Source organism: Streptomyces sp. NBC_00009, from assembly GCF_045040855.1.
Lineage (GTDB): Bacteria > Actinomycetota > Actinomycetes > Streptomycetales > Streptomycetaceae > Streptomyces > Streptomyces aureus.
On record NZ_CP108312.1, the window covers coordinates 7,701,019 to 7,721,713 of the forward strand.

The 20,695-nt window shown below is 70.9% G+C and carries 21 protein-coding genes; 17 read left to right on the forward strand and 4 right to left on the reverse strand.

Going from position 1 to position 20,695, the window contains the following annotated elements:
* The 7 genes from OHA58_RS34895 (at window position 1) to OHA58_RS34925 (ending at window position 7,042) form a co-directional block, all read left to right on the forward strand.
* On the forward strand, window positions 1-966 hold the full coding sequence (locus OHA58_RS34895) for an amino acid ABC transporter permease (protein WP_405483703.1): 966 nt from the start codon (window positions 1-3) through the stop codon (window positions 964-966).
* An 8-nt stretch (window positions 967-974) separates the two neighbouring features.
* Entirely contained in the window at window positions 975-1,727 is a 753-nt protein-coding gene (locus OHA58_RS34900) for an amino acid ABC transporter ATP-binding protein (RefSeq protein ID WP_405485333.1), read from the forward strand.
* Complete coding sequence (locus OHA58_RS34905; protein WP_405483704.1) at window positions 1,724-2,938, forward strand: M20 family metallopeptidase; 1,215 nt, start codon at window positions 1,724-1,726, stop codon at window positions 2,936-2,938. Before OHA58_RS34900 ends, OHA58_RS34905 begins: the two co-directional genes overlap by 4 nt.
* A gap of 166 nt (window positions 2,939-3,104) precedes the next feature.
* Entirely contained in the window at window positions 3,105-3,977 is an 873-nt protein-coding gene (locus tag OHA58_RS34910) for a MurR/RpiR family transcriptional regulator (protein ID WP_405483705.1), read from the forward strand.
* A gap of 176 nt (window positions 3,978-4,153) precedes the next feature.
* The gene (locus tag OHA58_RS34915; RefSeq protein WP_405483706.1) at window positions 4,154-5,599 is read left to right on the forward strand and encodes a hydrolase; all 1,446 of its coding nucleotides are present in this window, start codon (window positions 4,154-4,156) and stop codon (window positions 5,597-5,599) included.
* Between the two features lie 66 nt (window positions 5,600-5,665).
* Window positions 5,666-6,454: an SAM-dependent methyltransferase gene (locus OHA58_RS34920; RefSeq protein WP_405483707.1), complete on the forward strand. Its 789-nt coding sequence runs from the start codon at window positions 5,666-5,668 to the stop codon at window positions 6,452-6,454.
* A 75-nt stretch (window positions 6,455-6,529) separates the two neighbouring features.
* The gene (locus tag OHA58_RS34925; protein WP_405483708.1) at window positions 6,530-7,042 is read left to right on the forward strand and encodes a hypothetical protein; all 513 of its coding nucleotides are present in this window, start codon (window positions 6,530-6,532) and stop codon (window positions 7,040-7,042) included.
* A gap of 111 nt (window positions 7,043-7,153) precedes the next feature.
* Here the strand turns inward: OHA58_RS34925 and OHA58_RS34930 are convergent, their stop codons facing one another.
* Window positions 7,154-7,834 (reverse strand): GntR family transcriptional regulator, encoded by a 681-nt coding sequence (locus OHA58_RS34930; protein ID WP_405483709.1) that lies wholly within the window; start codon window positions 7,832-7,834, stop codon window positions 7,154-7,156.
* 139 nt (window positions 7,835-7,973) lie between these two features.
* Here OHA58_RS34930 and OHA58_RS34935 point away from each other — a divergent pair, with 139 nt between their 5' ends.
* The 5 genes from OHA58_RS34935 to OHA58_RS34955 all read left to right on the forward strand — a co-directional run bounded on the left by OHA58_RS34935 (window position 7,974) and on the right by OHA58_RS34955 (window position 12,936).
* The gene (locus OHA58_RS34935) at window positions 7,974-9,311 is read left to right on the forward strand and encodes an MFS transporter (RefSeq protein ID WP_405483710.1); all 1,338 of its coding nucleotides are present in this window, start codon (window positions 7,974-7,976) and stop codon (window positions 9,309-9,311) included.
* Window positions 9,308-10,462, forward strand: a complete 1,155-nt coding sequence (locus OHA58_RS34940; protein WP_405483711.1) for a GAF domain-containing protein — start codon at window positions 9,308-9,310, stop codon at window positions 10,460-10,462. Before OHA58_RS34935 ends, OHA58_RS34940 begins: the two co-directional genes overlap by 4 nt.
* Before the next feature lie 16 nt (window positions 10,463-10,478).
* Window positions 10,479-11,381 (forward strand): polysaccharide deacetylase, encoded by a 903-nt coding sequence (locus OHA58_RS34945; RefSeq protein WP_405483712.1) that lies wholly within the window; start codon window positions 10,479-10,481, stop codon window positions 11,379-11,381.
* 88 nt (window positions 11,382-11,469) lie between these two features.
* Window positions 11,470-12,159, forward strand: a complete 690-nt coding sequence (locus OHA58_RS34950; protein ID WP_405483713.1) for an alpha/beta fold hydrolase — start codon at window positions 11,470-11,472, stop codon at window positions 12,157-12,159.
* 132 nt (window positions 12,160-12,291) lie between these two features.
* The gene (locus OHA58_RS34955; protein WP_405483714.1) at window positions 12,292-12,936 is read left to right on the forward strand and encodes a GPP34 family phosphoprotein; all 645 of its coding nucleotides are present in this window, start codon (window positions 12,292-12,294) and stop codon (window positions 12,934-12,936) included.
* 44 nt (window positions 12,937-12,980) lie between these two features.
* Here OHA58_RS34955 and OHA58_RS34960 read toward each other — a convergent pair whose 3' ends face one another.
* Window positions 12,981-13,775, reverse strand: coding sequence for a GntR family transcriptional regulator (locus OHA58_RS34960; protein ID WP_227293086.1), 795 nt, complete (start codon window positions 13,773-13,775; stop codon window positions 12,981-12,983).
* A gap of 135 nt (window positions 13,776-13,910) precedes the next feature.
* On the opposite strand from OHA58_RS34960, the gene OHA58_RS34965 reads away from it, so the two are divergent.
* The 3 genes from OHA58_RS34965 to add are packed head-to-tail and all read left to right on the forward strand — an operon-like array spanning window position 13,911 to window position 17,376.
* Window positions 13,911-15,338, forward strand: a complete 1,428-nt coding sequence (locus OHA58_RS34965; RefSeq protein WP_405483715.1) for an MFS transporter — start codon at window positions 13,911-13,913, stop codon at window positions 15,336-15,338.
* 50 nt (window positions 15,339-15,388) lie between these two features.
* Complete coding sequence (locus OHA58_RS34970; RefSeq protein WP_405483716.1) at window positions 15,389-16,348, forward strand: nucleoside hydrolase; 960 nt, start codon at window positions 15,389-15,391, stop codon at window positions 16,346-16,348.
* Window positions 16,349-16,365: 17 nt separating this feature from the next.
* On the forward strand, window positions 16,366-17,376 hold the full coding sequence (gene add / locus OHA58_RS34975) for an adenosine deaminase (protein WP_405483717.1): 1,011 nt from the start codon (window positions 16,366-16,368) through the stop codon (window positions 17,374-17,376).
* Here add and OHA58_RS34980 read toward each other — a convergent pair.
* On the reverse strand, window positions 17,364-18,446 hold the full coding sequence (locus OHA58_RS34980) for an NAD(P)/FAD-dependent oxidoreductase (RefSeq protein WP_405483718.1): 1,083 nt from the start codon (window positions 18,444-18,446) through the stop codon (window positions 17,364-17,366). The two genes, add and OHA58_RS34980, sit on opposite strands and share 13 nt — an antisense overlap.
* Before the next feature lie 144 nt (window positions 18,447-18,590).
* Between OHA58_RS34980 and OHA58_RS34985 the strand changes: the two genes are divergently transcribed.
* Window positions 18,591-19,184 carry a helix-turn-helix domain-containing protein gene (locus tag OHA58_RS34985; protein ID WP_405483719.1) on the forward strand — a complete coding sequence of 198 codons (594 nt, stop codon included), beginning with the start codon at window positions 18,591-18,593 and terminating at the stop codon, window positions 19,182-19,184.
* Between the two features lie 4 nt (window positions 19,185-19,188).
* On the opposite strand, the gene OHA58_RS34990 is transcribed toward OHA58_RS34985, so the two are convergent.
* On the reverse strand, window positions 19,189-19,722 hold the full coding sequence (locus OHA58_RS34990; RefSeq protein WP_405483720.1) for a GNAT family N-acetyltransferase: 534 nt from the start codon (window positions 19,720-19,722) through the stop codon (window positions 19,189-19,191).
* A 188-nt stretch (window positions 19,723-19,910) separates the two neighbouring features.
* Here OHA58_RS34990 and OHA58_RS34995 point away from each other — a divergent pair, with 188 nt between their 5' ends.
* Entirely contained in the window at window positions 19,911-20,666 is a 756-nt protein-coding gene (locus OHA58_RS34995; protein ID WP_405483721.1) for a hypothetical protein, read from the forward strand.
* Window positions 20,667-20,695: the final 29 nt, after the last annotated feature.

The following is a 20,695-nucleotide window of genomic DNA, read 5'->3' on the forward strand; positions in this document are numbered from 1 at the left end:
ATGGCCACCACCACCCCCATGGGGACGCCGCGCACGGGCGAGACCCCCGCATCCGACGCCTTCGAGATCGTCCCCGTCCGCCACTGGGGCCGCTGGATCTCCGCGGTTGCCGCGGTCGCCGCGCTGGCCGGCCTCATCGGCTCGCTCGCGAAGAACGGCAACCTGCACTGGGACGTCGTCGGCCACTACCTGTTCGCCGGGCTGATCTTCGACGGTCTGGCCACCACGTTGTGGCTGACCGTCGCCGCGATGACGCTCGGCCTCGTCCTCGGCACCCTCGTTGCCGTCATGCGGCTCTCCGACGACCCGGTCCTGTACGGCCTTTCGTCGCTGTTCGTCTGGATCTTCCGCGGCACCCCGCTGCTCGTACAGATCATCTTCTGGGGATACGCCGGAGCCCTCTACCAGCACGTGATGGTCGGCATCCCGTTCACCGGCGTCACCTTCTTCCAGGCCGACACCAACACCCTGCTCACCCCGGCCGTCGCCGCCCTGCTCGCGCTCGGCCTGAACGAGGCCGCGTACGCCTCCGAGATCGTCCGCGCAGGGATCCGGTCAGTGGACGCCGGACAGACCGAGGCGGCCCACTCGCTCGGCATGCGCCCGGCGCTCACCATGCGGCGGATCGTGCTGCCCCAGGCGATGCGGGTGATCATCCCGCCGCTGGGCAACGAGGCGATCAACATGCTCAAGATGACCGCCCTCGTGTCGGTGATCGCGGCGCACGACCTCATGTCCAACATCCAGGACGTGTACGGGCAGAACTACCAGGTCATCCCCATGCTCGTGGTGGCGTCCCTCTGGTACCTGGCTCTGGTCAGCGTCCTGAGCGTCCCGCAGGCGTGGCTCGAACGCCGTTACGGGCGCGGCACGGCCCGCGGCGCGGCGGTCTCCCCGCTGCGGCGCCTCTGTGCCGGATCCCTCACCGCCCTGCGCAGCCGCACACAGAAGGAGGAGGGCCGTTGAACGCGCCCATGGTGCACGCCGAGGGCGTGCGCAAACACTTCGGCAAGCTCCAGGTCCTCAAGGGCATCGACCTGACGGTCGAACGCGGCCAGGTGTGCTGCCTGTTGGGGCCCTCGGGGTCCGGCAAGTCCACGTTCCTGCGGTGCATCAACCATCTGGAGAAGATCGACGGGGGCCGCCTCTCCGTCGACGGCGAACCGGTCGGCCACCGGCCGCAGGGCACCCGCCTCCACGAGTTGCGTGAGCGCGAGGTCGCCGCCCGGCGGCGCGACATCGGCATGGTGTTCCAGCGGTTCAACCTCTTCCCGCACATGACGGCCCTGGAGAACGTCATGGAAGCCCCCGTCAAGGTCGCCGGCGCCGCCAGGGACCAGGTCCGCGACGAGGCGAGGGCCCTGCTGGACCAGGTGGGGCTCGCCGACCGGGAGGGCCACTACCCGGCCGAGCTCTCGGGCGGCCAGCAGCAGCGCGTCGCCATCGCCCGCGCCCTCGCCATGAAACCGAAGCTGATGCTGTTCGACGAACCGACGTCGGCGCTCGATCCCGAACTCGTCGGCGACGTCCTCGACGTCATGCGCCGGCTCGCGGACGACGGCATGACCATGGTCGTCGTCACGCACGAGATCGGCTTCGCCCGCGAAGTCGGTGACCTGGCCGTCTTCATGGACGAAGGCGTCGTCGTCGAATCCGGTGACCCCCGACGGGTCCTGAGCGCACCCGAGCAGGAGCGCACCCGCGCCTTCCTGTCGAAGGTCCTGTGAGCGCCCCGCCCCGTCAGCAGCCCCTCGACGAGGCGCTGCTGGCCCTGTCCCACGCACACCGGCCGCGCTACCTCGAAGACCTGGCCGAACTCGTCGCGATCGACTCCGGCTCGTACAGCTCCGACGGCGTCAACCGGGTCGCCGACCTGGTCCGGGCCCGCCTGTGGCGTCTGGACTTCTCCGTGGAACGCGTCCCGCTGCCGCCGACCCACGGACACCGCACCGGAGATGTGCTCATCGGGCGCAGACAAGGTCGCCTCGCCGTGGCCGACGGAGGCCGCAGACTCCTGCTCGCCGCGCACATGGACACCGTCTTCGACGACGGGGCCGCCGCCGAACGCCCCTTCTCCCTCAGCGGATCCCTCGCCCACGGCCCCGGCGTCAGCGACGACAAGGGAGGCATGGTCGCAGGCCTTGCCGCCCTCGAGATCCTCGCCCGGGCCGGCGTCGAGGACTACGCGGAACTCGTCTTCCTCGCCACGCCGGACGAGGAGATCGGCTCACCCGCCAGCAGACCGGTCACCCGGCGGGCCGCCGAGGGTGCGCACTACGCCCTCGCCCTCGAATGCGCCCGGGAGAACGGCGACCTGGTCCTCGCCCGCAAGGGCGTGGCCGACTTCAGGCTCACCGTCACCGGCCGTGCCGCACACGCGGGCATCGAACCCGAACGCGGAGCGAACGCGGCTCTGGCCGCCGCCCACCTCGTCATCGCGATCCAGGCGCTGAACGGCATGTGGGAGGGCGTCACCCTCAACGTCGGCGTCGTCCGCGCGGGCAGCCGCTTCAACATCGTCTGCCCCGACGCGGAACTCCTCGTCGAGATCCGCTCGGCCACGGACAGCGGCATGCGCGACGCCACCGCCGCCATCCAGGAGGCCGCCGCGCGGCCCGTCGTCCCCGGTACCCGCGTCACCGTCGAGGAACTCGAATCCTGCCCGCCGATGGAGGCTACTGAAGCCTCCCGCCGGATGTTCGACCGGGCCAAGGACATCGGCGTACGCCTGGGCCTGTCCTTCGGGGCCACGGCGACGGGCGGCGTGGGGGACGCCAACACCGTCGCCGGCACAGGGGTCCCGACACTGGACGGCCTGGGACCGGTCGGCGGCGCCGACCACACCCCCGAGGAGTGGCTCGACGTCAGTACGGTCCCGGTCCGGGTCGCCCTGCTCGCCTCTCTCATCGCCGACCTGGGTGACAGCCGCAGCGACTGACGCTGCCCCCCGACGCTCCCGCACCGGTTCATCGCGCCGTTGCCCGGTGCGGGAGCACCCGTCGTGGCCCCGGTGCGCGGCGACGGTCGGGACCACAGCTCCGAAGATCGGCATTAGGCTCGGCCCGCGGGCCCACCCCCGCCGACGACCGAGAAAGGAACCCGCGATGGCCTCCGGCGCACTCGCCGACGTGATCCGGCACAAGCTGGGCGACCTCAGTCCTGCCGAGCGCAAGGTCGCCCGCGTCCTCCTGGCCAATTACCCCTCCGCCGGCTTCGAGACCGTCGCCGTCCTCGCCGAGCGGGCGGGCGTCAGCGCCCCGACCGTCATCCGCTTCGTCAACCGGCTCGGCTACCGCGGCTTCCCCGACTTCCAGACCGCCCTGCGCGAGGAACTCGACGAACGCAACGCGTCGCCCCTGTCCCTGTACGAATCCGCCGACCGCGCCCGCACCGACGAGGCGGCGGGCGGCGACGCGTCCCTTCTCGGGCAGAGCAGCCGGCTGTTCAGCTCCGCCGTCGCCCAGACCCTCACCGAACTCCCGTCGCACGACCTGGAACACGCCGTCTCGCTCCTGGCCGACGGCAAGCGGCGCATCACGCTGGCCGGCGGCCGCTTCACCCATCTCCTCGCCCAGTACCTCGGGCTGCACCTCATGCAGTTGCGCGGTGACATCCGGCTCCTGCCCGCGGGCGACGTCGAGCGGACCGCGGTGCTCGGCGCGCTCACCCGCCGCGACGTCCTGATCGTCTTCGACTACCGCCGTTACGAGCAGGACAAGGTCACCATGGCCCAACTCGCCCTGGAACAGGGCGCGAAGGTCATCCTGTTCACCGACAGATGGCTGTCCCCGGTCTCCGCGCACGCCGAGGTAGTGCTGCCCAGCCTGGTCACGACGCCGTCGCCCTACGACAGCTTCGTGCCCACCCTCGCCGTGGTCGAGACTGTCGTCGCCGGAGTCGTCGCGGCCCTCGGCGACGACGCGCCGGCGCGCCTGCGGCACACCGAGGAGATCGCGCGGCGTATCGGCCTGCAGTGATGCGGGGCGTCGGCGCGCGGTGACCCGGACTGCCGGCGTCCGACACCCTGTCGGGGCACCGAATTGCCATGTACTGTTCAATCACGCGTGGCCCTCCCTCCCCACGGTCGGTGTTCTACGCGCGCAGACTCGACGCCCGCACCGCCTTCTCCCCACCCCTCACGGAGGTATGACGGATGCTCGGATCCAGACGTCCCCGCCGCCGCGTCGCCTGTGCGGCCGCCGTCCTCGGAATGCTCCTCGCCGGTGTGACGGCAGGTCAGGCAGCCACCGCCGCCGCCCCGGCCGCCGCCGCGACGCCCCACCGCGTGCTCTTCGACAACACCAAGGCCGAGACCGCCGGCAACGCCGACTGGATCATCGGCACCAGCCAGCCCGACCCGCTCGGCCAGGACGCGACCCCGTCGGCCGAGACCGACTGGACCGGCGCCCTGTCGGCCTGGGGTGTCGGGCTCCAGAGGACCGGCGACTACGCGCTCAAGACACTGCCGTCCGGCAACACCATCACGTACGGGACCTCGTCGGCCCTGGACCTCCAGAACTTCGACACGTTCGTGCTGCCCGAGCCGAACGTGCTGCTCAGTGCGGCGGAGAAGACCGCCGTCATGAAGTTCGTCCAGAACGGCGGCGGCCTCTTCCTCATCTCCGACCACACCGGCGCGGACCGCAACAACGACGGCATCGACGCGGTCGAGGTCATCAACGACCTCATGACCAACAACTCCGTCGACTCCACGGACCCGTTCGGCTTCTCCGTCGACACGCTGAGCATCAGCACCGACAACCCGAAGGCCATCACCTCCACCACCGACCCCGTCATCAACGGGTCGTTCGGCAAGGTCGGCGGCAGCATCATCCGCAGCGGCACCACGGCCACGCTCAAGCCGGCCGACAACTCATCGGTCAAGGGCCTCGTCTACCGCACCGGTTCCTCCGGCAACACGGGCGCCTTCTTCGCCACCAGCACGTTCGGCAGCGGCCGCGTCGCGTTCTGGGGCGACAGCTCCCCGATCGACGACGGCACGGGCCAGTCCGGCAACACGCTCTACGACGGCTGGAACGACCCGGCGGGCACGAACGCGCCCCTCGCCCTGAACGCCACCGAGTGGCTCTCCGGAGCCACCGGCAGCAGCGGGGGAGGCGGCGGCACCTGCACCGCCGCCCAACTCCTCGGCAACCCGGGCTTCGAGTCGGGCAGCACCACCTGGACCGCCTCCAGCGGCGTCATCACCAACGACACCGGCGAACCCGCGCGCACCGGCACCTACAAGGCCTGGATGAACGGTTACGGCTCCGCCCACACCGACACCCTGTCGCAGACGGTGAACATCCCGACCGGCTGCGCGGCCACCCTCGGCCTCTACCTCCACATCGACACGGCCGAGACCACCACCACTACGGCGTACGACACGCTCAAGGTGCAGGTCCTCAACAGCGGCGGCACGGTCCTGTCGACGCTCGGCACGTACTCCAACCTCGACGCGGCCTCGGGCTACGCGCTCAAGACGTTCAACCTGGGCGCCTACGCCGGGCAGTCGGTGACCGTGAAACTGACGGGCACGGAAGGGTCCACCCTCCAGACATCGTTCGTCGTCGACGACACATCGGTCAGTGTGAGCTGACCGACCGCAGGTCGCCCGCCAACCATCCGTACTGACAAGCGAGTTGCTGTGGCAGACTGCGTGGCCATGACGGCAGAGACACCACCCACCCCCCGAATAGACACCAGCAAGCCCCACCCGGCCCGTGTCTATGACTATCTCCTCGGCGGCAAGGACAACTATCCCGTCGACGAGGAGGTGGGGGAGCAACTGCCTCCCCAGGCGCGGGACGCGGCGCGCCAGAACCGTGAGTTCATGCACCGCGCCGTCGCGTGGCTGGCGGGCACCGGCGTCGACCAGTTCCTCGACATCGGCACCGGGATCCCGACCGCGCCGAACCTGCACCAGATCGTCCAGGGGATCCGCCCCGAGTCGCGCGTCGTCTACACGGACAACGACCCCATCGTGCTGCGGCACGCCGAGGCCCTGCTGGTCAGCAGCCCCGAGGGCATGACCGACTACGTCCAGGGGGATGTGCGCGCGCCCCGGGAGATCCTCAACCACGCCCGCAAGCTGCTCGACTTCGACCGGCCGATCGCGCTCTCGCTCATCGCGCTCATGCACTTCTTGCCCGGGGAGCAGGAGCCGTACGACATCGTCTCCACCCTGGTGGAAGCGCTGCCCTCCGGCAGTTATCTCGTGCTGTCGCACGCGTCGTCCGACATCTTCCCGGAGCTTTCCGCGCAGGTGACGGCCGAGTACGCGAAGGGTGGGATCGAGCTCGGGTTCCGTTCGCGCGACGGGGTCGGCCGCTTCTTCGAGGGGCTCGAACTCGTGGAGCCGGGCCTGGTGACGGCGACGGAGTGGTTCCGGGGCACGGTCGCCCCGCGCGCGGAGGACGGCGGAATCTACGCCGTGGTGGCGCGCAAGCCGTAGGCGAATCACGGCGGACACCGGTGCAGTGTCCGGCGGGAGTGATCTCCCGGCGGGCGCTGCATTTATTGTTCGCGCATGGCTGTGAATGTGGAGAAAAAAGGGGAGTTGCTCAACACCCTGCGCGAGCGGCTGAAGGAGCGGATCTACGCCGCGATCACGATGCTCGCGGTGGTCGTGGGCCTCGCGCAGAACCCGAACACCGGGCACTGGACCGCCGCCGCCTATGTGACGGGCACCGCGGTCGGTCTGTGGCTGGCCACGCTGGTGGCGGACGTACAGTCGCACCGCGTCGTGCACAAGCGGTTCCCGGCGCGCGCCGAGGCACGGCACATGCTGTACGTCAGCAGCCCTCTCCTGTCGTCCGCGGCCGGCCCGCTGGTGATGGACGCTCTGTCCGCGGCAGGAGCCCTCGACCTCGACACCGCTCTGTGGATCGCGGCCGGCGTGGGCGTCGCCGGCCTCGCCGCCTGGGGCTTCGAGGGTGGCCGCCGGATGGGCGGCGGGCTGCTCGCGTCGAGCCTGGCGGCCGTGGTCGACGCGGTGATCGGGGTCGGCGTGGTGGGGGTGAAGCTCCTCGCGGGACACTGACCGCCCGCGCCCTCTGAGTCCTTCCGAGTGGCGCGACGCCCAACTCCTGTGCGCCGCCGCCGCGTTCGAGCGGGTGGCGCCGTGGGCCGGCCGGTGGCCGGCCTACGGGGCTCAGTAAGTGTCGGGCGCGTCGAACAAGAGGCGCAGCGCCACCTCCCTGTAGTGGCGCACATGCCGGAGCGCGCACGCGGCCGCCGCCTCGGGGTCGGCCGCGGCGATCGTCTCGTAGAGGCGGCGGTGCTCCTCCCACACCGACGTGGGGTCGTCGATCTGATGGAACAGCCAGCGCAGCCGGCCCTCCAGGGGTTCGAGGGTCGCGGCGAGGAGTTCGTTGCCCGCCATCTCGACGATGTGGTGGTGGAACGCGGTGTTGGCGCGAGACACGCGCTCGGGGCGCCCGGCGAGCGTTGCCTTGCGGGCGCTCTCCAACAGGCGCTGCATTTGGCGGAGTTGAACCTCGTCCGCGTTCTCCGCCGCGCGGCGCGCCGCGAGGACCTCGAGCGCCTCGCGCAGGTCGAAGAGGTTCGCCACGTCCTGGCGTGACAGCTCCTTGACGACGATGCGTCGCGGAGACAGCGCCTCGAGGAACCCCTCGCTCATCAGGATGCGGATGGCTTCGCGCACCGGGATGCGCGAGACGCCGAACTCCTCGGCCACGTCCCGCTCGACGAGGCGGTCGCCCGGCTTGAGCCGGCCGCCGATGATCTGGTCGCGGATCCCCTCGCAGACCTGGTCGCGCAGCCACCCCGTCCCGGTCGGGGACGTGGTGTCCCGGGTCTGGCCCTGTGTCATGTGTCCTCCCCGAAAAGTTGCTCTTACGGTATACCAAACGCTTGACGCGGCCCTGGGGTTCCCTTCATTGTTTGGTATGCCATAGCGCGGAAGTTGCACGTCAGCACGTACCCGAAGTCTGCCGAATCGAGGGTCCGCCATGTCTCAGGTCAACCCCGTACACAGCACAGATGCAAGAACCGGGGCCGACGCGGGGCCCGCCCCCGCCGCCCGGCCCACCCGCACCCGCTGGAAAGTGTTCGTCCTTCTCCTGGCCGTCGTGGCCCTCAACTACATCGACCGCGGCTCCGTCTCCGTGGCGCTGCCCCTCATCACCGAGGACCTCCACCTCTCCAAGGAGGTCACCGGCTTCGTCCTCAGCGCGTTCTTCTGGACGTACGCCCTGATGCAGATCCCCAGCGGCTGGCTCATCGACCGCTTCGGGCCCCGCTACATGGCCGGTGGCGCCTGCGTCGGATGGGGCGTCGCGACGGGACTCACCGGCGCGGCCACCGGCGTCGGCTCCCTCCTCGGGTTCCGCCTGCTCCTCGGTGCGGTAGAGGCGCCGGTCATGCCCGCCGGCGGCAAGCTCAACGCCAACTGGCTGCCCGCGAAGGAACGCGGCCGCGGCGCCGTCCTCATGGACGGCGGCGCACCGCTCGGCTCCGCACTCGGCGGCATCGCCATCTCCGGACTCATCGCCTGGACCGGCAGCTGGCGCATCAGCTTCGTCGTCGCCGGCGTCCTCACCGCGGCCATCGGCTTCTTCGCCCTGTGGTTCCTGCGCGACACCCCGCGCGCCCACCGCGGCGTCAACGCGGCGGAGGCCGACTACATCGACCGCGCCCACGCCGCAGAGGACGCCGCCGCCGGCACCGACCGGCGCGCCCGTCTCCGCGCCTACCTCAAGTACCGCTCGTTCTGGGGCATGTGCCTGGGCTGGATGGGCTTCAACGGCGTCTTCTACGGCATCCTCACCTGGGGCCCGCTCTACCTCTCGGAGACCAAGGGCTTCGACATCAAGACCATCGGCTGGTCCACCCTCGCCATCTTCGGCGCGGGCTTCGTGGGCGAGCTGACGGGCGGCTGGATCTCCGACCGCTGGCAGGCCACCGGCGCCGGAGCCAACCGCGTGATGCGCACCCTGATGGGCATCGCCGGCACCGCCGTCGTCGCCGGGCTCCTCGGCGTCGTCCTCGTCCCCGACGCCCTGACCGCGGTCGCGCTGCTCTCCGTCGTGCTCTTCTTCCTGCGATGGGCCGGCCTCTACTGGTCCCTGCCCTCGATCCTCGGCGGCCGGGCCAACGCGGGCGTCGTCGGCGCCGCCATGAACCTCTCCGGCAACATCGCCGGAATCGTCACGCCCATCGCTGTCGGATTCATCGTCGGCGGCACCGGCTCCTACACCTGGGCGCTGCTCTACTTCGTCGGTGCCGGCGTCCTGTTCACCGTCTCGTCCCTCGTCATCGACTACTCCAGGAGGCTCGCCACCCGATGACCAGTCACACGCCACCCCGCCTCGGGATGCTGACCCCGTCGTCCAACACCGCCCTGGAGCCGGAGACCTACGCCCTCCTGCACGGCACGGACGCCGCGACCGCCCACTTCGCGCGCGTCCCGGTCACCCGGATCGCCCTGGACGGGGACAGCGACGCCCAGTTCGACCCCGGCCCGATGCTGGCCGCGGCCAGACAGCTCGCCGACGCCAAGGTCGATGTCATCGCGTGGAACGGCACCTCGGGCTCCTGGCTCGGTATCGAACGCGACCGCGCACTCGCCGCCGCGATCACCGCCGAGACCGGCATCCCCGCCACTACCTCCACGCTCGCCCTCCTCGACGCCTGCGCGGCGTACGGCGTCACCCGGCTCGGACTCGCACTGCCCTACACCCGGGACGTGTGCGAGCGGATCGTCGACACGTACGCGAAGGAGGGGATCACCTGCTCCCTCGCGGAGCCGTTCGGCGAGGACGACAACGAGGCCTTCGCCCGGATCCCCACCGTCGACGTCGCCCGCCAGATCGAGCAGGCCGCCGAGGGCGACACACATGCGGTGGCCGTCCTCTGCACGAACGTGCACGGCGCCTCCGAGGCCGAACGCCTCGAACAGGCCCTGCGCATACCGGTGTTGGACTCGGTCACCGTCACCCTCTGGAAGGCCCTCGACCTCGCGGGCGCCGCACCCCGGCTCACCGGCCACGGCGACCTGCTGCGCTCGGGCAGCCTGCGGGCCCTGATCCAGGACACCCTCACCGCCCTCCTCGCCGCGACCGGCGCCGACCGCACCACGTTCCGCGTCGACCTGCCCGAGCTCGGCCTGCACGTCGACCTCACCGCCGGAGAGGCGCTGCGCCCCGGCGTCCGCCCGATCCGCCGCGACGCCTCACTCGATCAGCGCAACCTGAACACCGTCGTGTGGCTCGAACAGCACCGGAAGCCCCTGATCCAGCCCCACTTCCACGCGGACCCCCACCCGCCGCAGGCCCTCATCGACGTGTACGGGGTGCAGGCCCAGATGCTCGCCCCCGTAGAGACCGGCGGAGCCATGACCGGCTGGATCTCCGTCCACAGCCTGGCCGAACGCGACTGGTCGCCCTCCGACACCGCCGCCCTCGACGACGCCGTCACCCGCATCCGTACCGCCCTGTGAGCTAGGAGCTGCCCCCATGAAGGACATAAAGATCGCCCTCGGAGTCGACGTCGACGCCGTCGCCGGCTGGCTCGGCAGCTACGGCGGCGAGGACTCCCCGAACGACATCCAGCGCGGCGTCTTCGCCGGCGAGGTCGGCACCCCGCGCCTGCTCAAGCTGTTCGAACGCCACGGCATCCGCACGTCGTGGTTCATCCCCGGGCACTCGATCGAGACGTTCCCCGAGCAGACCCGCATGGTCGTCGAGGCGGGCCACGAGATCGGCGCGCACGGCTACTCGCACGAGAACCCCATCGCGATGTCCCCCCAGCAGGAGGAGGACGTCCTCGCGAAGTCCGTCGAACTGATCGAGACGTTCACCGGCCGCAGGCCCAAGGGCTACGTCGCCCCCTGGTGGGAGATGTCCGAGTCCACCGCCGCACTGCTCCACAAGTACGGCTTCTCCTACGACCACTCCCAGAACTACCGCGACTTCACCCCCTTCTACGCCCGCGTCGGCGACTCCTGGACGAAGATCGACTACTCCGGTGAGGCGAAGGACTGGATGAAGCCCCTCATCCACGGACACGAGGTCGACCTCGTCGAGTTCTGCGGCAACTGGTACGTGGACGACCTCCCGCCCATGATGTTCAACAAGCACTCCCACAACAGCCACGGCTACGTGTCCCCGCGCGCGCTCGAACAGGACTGGAAGGACCAGTTCGACTGGGTCCACCGCGAGCTCGACTACGCGGTCGTCCCGGTGACCCTGCACCCGGACGTCTCGGGCCGTCCCCAGGTACTGCTGATGCTGGAGCGCTTCATCGCCTACGTCTCGGGCCACGAGGGTGTCTCCTTCTGCACCCTGGAGGACGCTGCCGACGACTTCCGCCGCCGCTTCCCGTTCGAGTCCAAGGAGCGGCCCGCCGACATGCGGTGACTTCCGCGGGGACCGACAGTCAATGAGAAGACGGTCGTGCGGACGACGACCCGCACAAGACGGACGGTCCACATCGCGGAGGTGCACCATGACCACGTACGTGTTGATCCCCGGAGCCGGCGGCTCGGCCTGGTACTGGCACGGGGTCAGTGACGAACTGAGCCGCCGGGGGCGGGACGTCGTCTCCGTGGACCTCCCCGGGGACGATGCCCGGGCAGGTCTCCCGGAGTACGTGGACACGGTCGTCGAAGCGGTCGGTGACCGGACCGACCTGGTGGTCGTGGGGCAGTCCCTCGGCGGGTTCACCGCCCCGCTGGTCTGCCCTCGCCTGCCCGTGTCGCTCCTCGTACTGGTCAACGGGATGATCCCGCGGCCGGGCGAGACACCGGGGGAGTGGTGGGCCCACACCGGTCAGGACGCGGCCCGCCGTGCGAACGACCTGCGCGAGGGCCGCGACCCCGACGCGGAGACCGACCTGGAGACGTACTTCCTGCACGACCTGTCGCAGGCACAGATCGACGCGTCGGCGGAGCACAACCAGGACGAGTCCGAGGCGGCCTTCGCCACACCGTTCACCCTCGACGTGTGGCCGGCGGTGGAGACCCGGGTGGTGACCGGCCGCGACGACCGCTTTTTCCCCGCCGACTTCCAGCGCCGGGTGGCGGAGGACCGGCTCGGCATCATTCCGGACGAGGTACCGGGCGGGCATCTGGCGGCGCTGAGCCACCCGATGGAGCTCGCCGACCAGCTGGAGGCCTACGTCAAGGAGAGCGCCTGACGCCCTCCGGCGACCCCGGTGGCGTGACTCATCCTTCAGGACGAGCGCCCGGCCCACTCATCCGTTGTGCCCAGCGCCGTTCCACCCGCTGGGCGGATCACTCCCGGTCGTGATCGTCGTAGCGTCGATGTCATGACGCAGACCCTGTACGGCCGGATCTACCTCACGGCCTACGACACCCCCGCCCACGACCTCTACGACCGTACGAGGACCGGGTTCCTGCTGCGGGCCGCCGTCCTGGCCGAGCTGGCGATCCGGGGGAACCTCGTCGACTCCGACGGCGATGTGTCCATCGCGAAGCCGGGACCGACCGGGGACCCGGTCCTCGACCTGACGCTCGACCATGTCGCGCGCGACCGGCGCGGCTGGAAGTCCTGGATCAGGCACGACCGCAAGGAGACGCTGCACGCGGTCGAGGACCGGCTCGTCGCCCAGGGGGTCCTTGCCGTCGAGGAGAAGAGGTCCTTCGGCCGGTCCCGGCGCGAGGTGACGGTGCGGGACGCGTCCGCCGTCACTTCGCTCCAGGCCACGGCGGCCGGACTCCTGCACGGCACCGGGCCCGCCGCGCGGATCGCGCCCGCCGACGCCGCGCTGGTGGCCCTGGCCGCCGCCGGCGGCATCCGGGCGGTCGTCTCCCGCGCGGACGCCCACGCCCGCAAGGAACGCATCGAGGAACTGACGGGACGCCTCGACGCCGTGGCCCCCGGCCTGGGCAAGGCGGTCGGCGGCCTCGGCATGACGATGGTGGCCGCGCAGGGTGGGCTGGGCGGCGGCTGACCCGCAACGCCGGGCGGCCCACGGATCGGAGCCCGTCGGGCGTCCTACGACTGGGGCGGCTGGTTGATCGAGAGCCGTTCCCCGGCGCGGACGATGTACTTCGCGAGATAGGCCGCCCGGCCGCCGTGCTGGGCGGTCTGGGTGAGGATCAGCAGCGGGGCGGACGGGGCCAGGGACAGCAGGCGTCCGCGAGTGGCCCCCGCGACGCCCGCCGTCATCGCGCACTCGCCCGGGCCGAAGACGGGGCCCAGCACGTCCGTCATCACGGCGAAGAGGGTGCGGCCCGGATCCTGCGGATCCCGCAGGCGCTCGGCGAGCAAGGGGCTGATGTCGCGCAGGTCGCGCCCGGCGGGGATGTGTTCCTGGACGAGCGCCACCGGCTCGCCGTCGCGCGTGAGCCGGGTCTCCCAGAACCACGTGTTCGCATCGGGGTCCAGCTTGAGGCCGCCCGCCACGAAGTCCGTCGCGTGCTGGATGGTCGCCTGAAGGTTCTCCACCCCGACCGTCTGGCCCTGGGAGGCGAGCACCTCTTCGAAGGGCCGCAGCCGTTCGAGGCCCGCGCGGGGCAACTCGGGTGCCACGAAACGGCCGACACCGCGCCGTGTGTGGATGAGCCCGTCCTCCTCCAGGAGCATCAGGGCCTCCCTGACGACCGTACGGCTGACGCCGAGGCGGGTGCCGAGGTCGCTCTCCTTCGGCAGGAGCGAGCCGAGCGGGAAGACCTGCGCCCGGATGCCGGCGGCGAGGCGTGAGTAGACCGCCACGCGTCGCGGCTGCCCGAGGGGAACCGTCAGGGGCTGATCGAAGAAGTCGCCGAAGTTGTCGACGGTCGCGACCACTGCACCTCACTAGGCCGTGCTGGCTGGATGGGGCACCAGCGTAGCCCCAGGAATATGGCTCTGGACGCATGTCGGACCGAGAGGTATAACATCACACATCAACCGCGGCGACGCTACGAAATACAGGTGTCCAACATGGTTACTCACGGTGTGCAGAACAGAGAGAGCGCCGGCCCCGCGGCCGCGTCCGACGCGCCGCCCCTGCGCGGCGCGCAGGTCGTGGGCCTGGTCGCCACACTGCTGCTCGGCGTGATCTCGTTCCAGCTCAACGCGAGCATGGTCACGCCCGCGCTGCCCGACATGGCCGAGCGGCTCGGCGGCAGCGTGGACGACATAGCCCAGGTGTCCTCGCTGTTCTTCCTGGCCGGCGCCATCGGCGGTGTCATCCTCAGCCGGATCAGCGACTTCGTGGGACGGCGCAAGGTCCTCGTCGCCGTGCTCACCGTGACGGCCGTCGGCACCCTGATCTGCTTCCTGGCGCCCAGCCTGCCGGTCCTGCTCATCGGCCGGGTCCTCCAGGGCGCGTCGAGCGCCGCCTTCCAGATCGCGTACGTGATCCTCAACGAACGCCTGAGCGCGAAGGTCTTCGGCACCGCACTCGGAGTCCTCACCGCCATCAACGGCGGCGTCGGCGGAGTCGACGGTTTCTTCGGCGGCGCACTCTCGGACCGCTACGGATTCCGCGCGATCTTCGCCGTCATCCTGGTGGTGGGTGTCCTCGCCGCCGTCTGCGTCGCGCTGTTCATCCCCAAGGACCGGCCGTCGGTCACCGCGGGCCGCATGGACTGGTGGGGCGCGGGCGCACTGTCCGTCGCGCTGTACTGCGTCACGTACTTCGTCTCGCACGGCTCGTCCGACGGATGGACGAGCCCGAGCACCCTCGGCTACCTCGCGGGAACCCTCGTCTCAGCCCTCGCGTTCGGCCTCGTCGAGCGCGGCCGGGCCACCCCGCTGGTCTCTCTGACCCACCTCAAGTCGCGCCGCATGTGGCCCCTCGTCACGACGACGGTGCTCGTCCTGTCCGGCGTCTTTGCCGTCATCAACTTCACCGTCGTCATCATCAGCCAGAACCCCGACACCGGCTTCGGCCTCTCCGCGACCGACTCCGCGCTGCTCTTCCTCACCCCTGCTGCGCTCATCGGCCTCGGGGCCGCGCCGATGGCCGGGTGGTTCGCGGGCAAGCGGGGCTGGCTCACCACGCTGCGCGCCGGCCTCGTCCTGAGCATCGTGGCCCTCTGCGTCGTCGCGGCCTTCCCGCTCGACAAGTGGCTCGTCATCGCGGCGGTCGCGTTCCTCGGCATCACGTACAACGGCCTGGTCCTCACGACGCTCAACGGGCTCGGCGTCCTCCTCTCGCCGAAGGACGCGCCCGCGGCGCTCCCGGGTCTGAACGGCGCCGCGTTCGGCATCGGCGCGGGCCTCGGCATCGGCATCGTCGCCCCGTACGCGGCCCGCGCCACGGCGGGCGGCTATGCCACCGCCCTGTGGATCTCGGTCGCCATCACCGTGCTCGCCCTCGGGACCAGCCTGTTCATCGCGGCGCCCCGCACCGACCACGCCTGACATCCTCACCCCGCCGAACTCCCCACGTACACAAGGAAGCCGAGAACCCCATGAACAACGCACCCCAGCCGCTCTACTTCGACTGCGACACCGGCATCGACGACTCGATGGCCCTGGCCTACCTCCTGGCCTCGCCCGAGATCTCCCTCGTCGGCATCGGCACGGTCAGCGGCAACGTCGACTCGACGCAGGCCGCCCGCAACACCCTTGCGCTCCTCGAACTGGCGGGACGGCCCGAGATACCCGTGGCCGTCGGCGAACACGACCCGCTCGCCGGCACCTTCCCCGGCGGCGTCCCCCACATCCACGGCGTGAACGGCATCGGCGACATCGAAGTGGCCGACGCCCAGGCCGCCCCCGAGGCCGAGAGCGGCCCCGAGATGATCGTCCGCCTCGCCCGCGCCCACGGCGGCCGCCTGCGGCTCCTGACCACCGGCCCCCTCACCAACATCGCGGCCGCCCTCAAGCTCGACCCCGAACTCCCTTCCCTGGTCCAGGACATCACCATCATGGGCGGCGCCGGACTCGTCTCCGGGAACGTCACGCCCGTCGCCGAGGCGAACATCTACAACGACCCCGAAGCGGCCAACGCCGTCCTCGACGCGCCGTGGGACATCACCCTCGTCCCCCTCGACGTGACCCTCTCGCACACCCTCGAGGAGTCGCACCGCACGCAACTCCTGGCGTCGGAACGCCCCCTGGCGCGCGCACTCGGCGAGATGCTCGACGTCTACTTCGCCTTCTACGTCCAGACGTTCGGCCGCCCGTGCTGCGCCGCGCACGACCCGCTGGCCGCCGCCGTCGCCACCGGCGGAGTCGCGGCGAGCCTCGCCCCCCGCGTGCACGTGACGGTGGACGACACCGACGGCCCCGGCCGCGGCCAGACCATCTGCGACCTGCGCGGCGCCCACCACGGCTTCCCGGACCAGCCCGGCGCCCGCTGCCGCGTCGTCCTCGCCACGGACGCCGACGTGGCAGCCCATCTGACCGAGCGCATGCTCGCCCTCTGACCACAACGGGGTACGTCATGCTGATCAACCTGCACACGCACCTGGAGGGGCGGGTCCGCCCGTCCACCGCGGCCGAGCTCGCCCGGCGCGCCGGCCTCGCGGAACCCGGACAGGGCTGGGAGACGGCCATCCGGCTCGACGGCCCCGCCGACCTCACCGTCTACCTCGCCAAGGTGGCGGCGACGTACCCCTTCTTCGACACCGGCGAGACCCTGGCCCGTATCACCCGCGAGGCCGTCGAGGACGCGGCGGCCGACGGCCAGGACTACCTGGAACTGCGCTTCGGGCCCGCCACCCACGTCCGGCCCGGCTTCGGCCTGGACGACGTGATCGCGGCCGCCTGCCAGGGGCTGCGCGAGGGCGTCGCCACCACCGGGATGCCCGCCGGGATCGTCGTCGCGGCCCTGCGCCACCACGGGGCAGAGCTCAACGAGGACGTGGCCCGCGGCGCGGCCCGCCGGGCCGGCGACGGTGTCGTCGGCTTCGACCTGGCCGGGGACGAGGCGCTCCACCCCGACGTCCGCGTCCACGCGGGAGCGTTCGCCCTGGCGGGCGCGGCCGGTCTCGGGCTGACCTGCCACGCCGCCGAGGCGGGCCCGGCCTCCGCCGCGCGGCAGGCGGTCGAGCAACTCGGCGTCACCCGCATCGGTCACGGAACCCACATCGCGGACGACGCCGAGACGATGGCGTGGGCCGCGGACACCGGCCTCACCGTCGAGGTCTGCCCCACCTCCAACTGGTATACGGGCGCGGCGAGTTCACTCCACGACCACCCCGCGCCCCACTTCCGCCGGGCCGGTATCCCCGTCGTCCTCGGCGACGACAACCCCATGCAGACCCGCTCGCTCCTGAGCGACGAGTACCGGCTCCTCGCGCGCGACCTCGGCTTCGACGCACCCGCGCTCAAGGCCCTCGACCTGGCCGCCGTCGAGGCCGGATTCATGGACGACGGGACGCGCGCCGCACTGCGCCGACGTGCGGCCCAAGTTGTGCGGCCTGAGGAGGCCTCCCCGCGTCACAGGCCGTGACGCCGGCTCCCGAGAACCCGCTCGGACACCCGGCGTTCGGCCTCCGGGGAGAAGCCGGAGACATCAGAGACATCGGAGACGTCTGAGACATCGGAGAAGTCGGCGCGCCGCGCCTCGACGGCGGCCCGGGTCTCCTCCGCCATCAGATCCGCGTTGATGGCCGCGGCCGCCCGCAGCCCCGCGGCGGCCGAGCCGATGACCTGCTCGGTGAGCTCGGTGACGTTGCCCGCCGCCCACACGCCCGGTACCGCAGTCTGACCGGTGGGGCCGGCGGGGATGCGCGTGCCGATCACCATGCCGTTCATCTCCTGCTCGGACGCTTCGAGCCCCAAGGAGCCGAGGAAGCCGGCGCGCGCGGTGAACCGGGGCGCGACCACCAGCGCCTGGACCGGCACGAGCGTCCCGCGCTCCAGGCGCGCCCTGGCCAGTCGGCCGTTCTCGCTCTCCAGCGTGCTCACCGTTCCGTCGACCACGCTGATGCCGCGGGCGGCGAGCTGCTCGTACTCCTCGTCGGTGGGCTCGGGCGCCGTGTGCAGGAAGAGGGTGACGCTCTTGGTCCACTGCCGCCACATCAGGGCCTGGTGCACCGCGGCCGGTCCCGTCCCGAGGACGCCGACCGCCTGGTCGCGGACCTCCCAGCCGTGGCAGTACGGGCAGTGCAGGACGTCCGAGCCCCACAGTCCTGCCAGGCCGGGCACCTCCGGCAGCTCGTCCACCAGGCCCGTCGTGACCAGGAGGCGGGAGGCCCGCACCTCGGCGCCGTCGTCGAGCACGACCCGGAATCCGTCGCCGTCGCGCCCGGCCGTGACGACGCGGCCCGCCACGATCTCCCCGCCGTACCGGCGCACCTCCCCGCGGCCGGTGGCCAGTAGCTCGCCGGGGGGTGTGCCCTCGCGGCCCAGGTAGTTGTGCACGCCGTCGGCCGGGGCGTTGCGCGGCTCGCCCGCGTCGATCACGAGGACCGAGCGGCGCGCCCGCCCCAGGGTCAGGGCCCCGCTCAGCCCGGCGGCTCCACCGCCGATCACCACGACGTCGTAGCGCTGCTCGTCCTGCGAAGGGTGAACGCTCATCGTCGGCTCCATCTGCTGCCTCGTCTGCCGGCTGACTTGCTCGCTCAGGTGATTACTCATGGGGATTGCCTCCATTCGTCACCGAGACTGCGCTGCTCCTGTCCCGATTGACAAAGTTCTTTGCCGTAAGAGCAAAATCGAGGCATGAGCGACGACGAGTTCACCCCGGTCCTGGCCGGCGTGGGGCCGCGGCTGCGCGCCCTGCGGCACGAGCGCGGGACGACCCTGGCCCAGCTGAGCGAGGAGACCGGGATCTCGCTGAGCACCCTCTCGCGCCTGGAGTCCGGGCAGCGCAAGCCCACGCTGGAACTGCTGCTGCCGCTGGCCAAGGCCCACCATGTGGCGCTCGACGAGCTGGTCGGCGCCCCCGACACGGGCGACCCCCGGATCCACCCGCGCCCCATCACCCGCCACGGCCACACCTTCATCCCGCTGACCCGGCACCTCGGCGGCCTGCACGCCTACAAACAGATCATGCCGGTGCGCGAACTCGGCAAGGGCGTGCGGCCCGAGCAGAAGACGCACGAGGGCTACGAGTGGCTCTACGTGCTCACCGGCCGCCTGCACCTGGCCCTCGGTGAGCACGACCTCGTCCTGACGGCCGGCGAGGCCGCCGAATTCGACACGCGCACCCCGCACGGCTTCGCCAACGCCGGTACGTACCCTGTCGAGTTCCTCTCCCTGTTCGGCCCCCAGGGCGAACGGCTCCACGTGCGGGCACGGCCGAGCGAGGGATGAGCTCCTACGCGGGCTTCGCGTCGTCGGCGCCGAACCGGGCGTAGTACACCAACACCGGGCGCAGACCGCGGCGTTCGTAGAGGCGCTGCGCCCCGGTGTTCGCGGCCAGTGTGCCGATGAGGAGGTCGGCGATGCCCATGCGGTCCAGTTCGGCGTCGACCAGGTCGAGCAGGAGTGTGCCGATGCCGTGGCCGCGCTCGGCCGGAAGGACGGACAGCGTCTGGAGCTCGGCGATGCGGGTGCCGGTCACCCAGGTGTCGTCGGGGCCTTCCTCGATCTGTACGAAGGCGTAGCCGACGGGCTGCCCGTCCCGTTCGGCGAGCAGGACGAACGAGCCCTCGTCGAGGATCCAGCGGCGGTAGGAGTCGCGGCGCAGCTCCCAGGAGTTCTCGTCGGGGAAGTAGGTGAACCCGGGCTGCACGGACTGGTGATGGGCGTGCAGCGCGAGCCACAGGGGCGCGAGGCGGTCGATGAACTCGGCCCCTCCCTTACGGACCGTGATGTCGCCGTCGGTGTGCCGGGCCTGGCTCGTGTCCACGGACTTCTCGCCTCTCGTGTGCCGGTGCGGGGCATGCGGGCCCGCCGATTCGATGTGAGCGGTTACTACCCGTCAAATCGCCGCCGCCATAGTAAAAGACAGAAACATTCCGAGCCCTCTTGCGAGTGGATAGCAAACGCTTACATGCTGTCGCGCAGCCCGCACACCACCGAGTCCGAGGAGAGACGATGAAGCCGCTACGTCTGGCCACAGCCGCCGGAGCCGCCGTACTGCTCACGTTGGGTGCGGCGGGCGAGAGCTGGGCCTCGACGCCCACCGTCCGCTGGACGACGGGCGCGCCGACGCCCGTCACCGAGCTGACCCTGCCGATGTCGTTCGAGTCGGCACCCGACGCGTCCGGCATCTACTTCGCGTACTACACCACCCTGGAGAGCGGGACCCGGCCGTACGCGGGCTTCCAGCCCAAGCCGGCCGTCGACGGAAAGCCCACTCTCCAGGCCATCTTCAGCTCCTTCAACGCCAGCGCCACTACCACGGACAGCCACTGCAAGTACGGCGCCGACGGAGGCGCGGGCGTCAGCTGCGCAGTCCAATTCCCCTACACGAAGGGCACGATGTACGCCGTCGAGCTCTCGCGGGTGAGCGACGACGGTACGACGCAGCTGATGAACGGTGAGGTCGTCAACACCGAGACCGGCGCCGATGTCGCGCACATCGGCAGCTTCAGGCTCCCGGTGGCGTCCGGCCGGTTCAAGGCCGCCGACCAGGGGTTCATCGAGCCGTATCTGACGGCGGGCTGCTCGCAGCAGGTCACCGTCACCTACGGAAAGCCCGTAGGGACGGAGGGAGGCAACACGTACACGGGAAGCCTCCCGACCGTCACCGACCCCGCGTCCGGCAGCTGCCTGAGCAGCACGTCGACCGACACACCGGACGGGCGCCAGGTCACGGTGACGGGTGACAAGTTCACGCCCGCCGGCTGAACACGTCACGCGGGCGGGGCGGACATGAC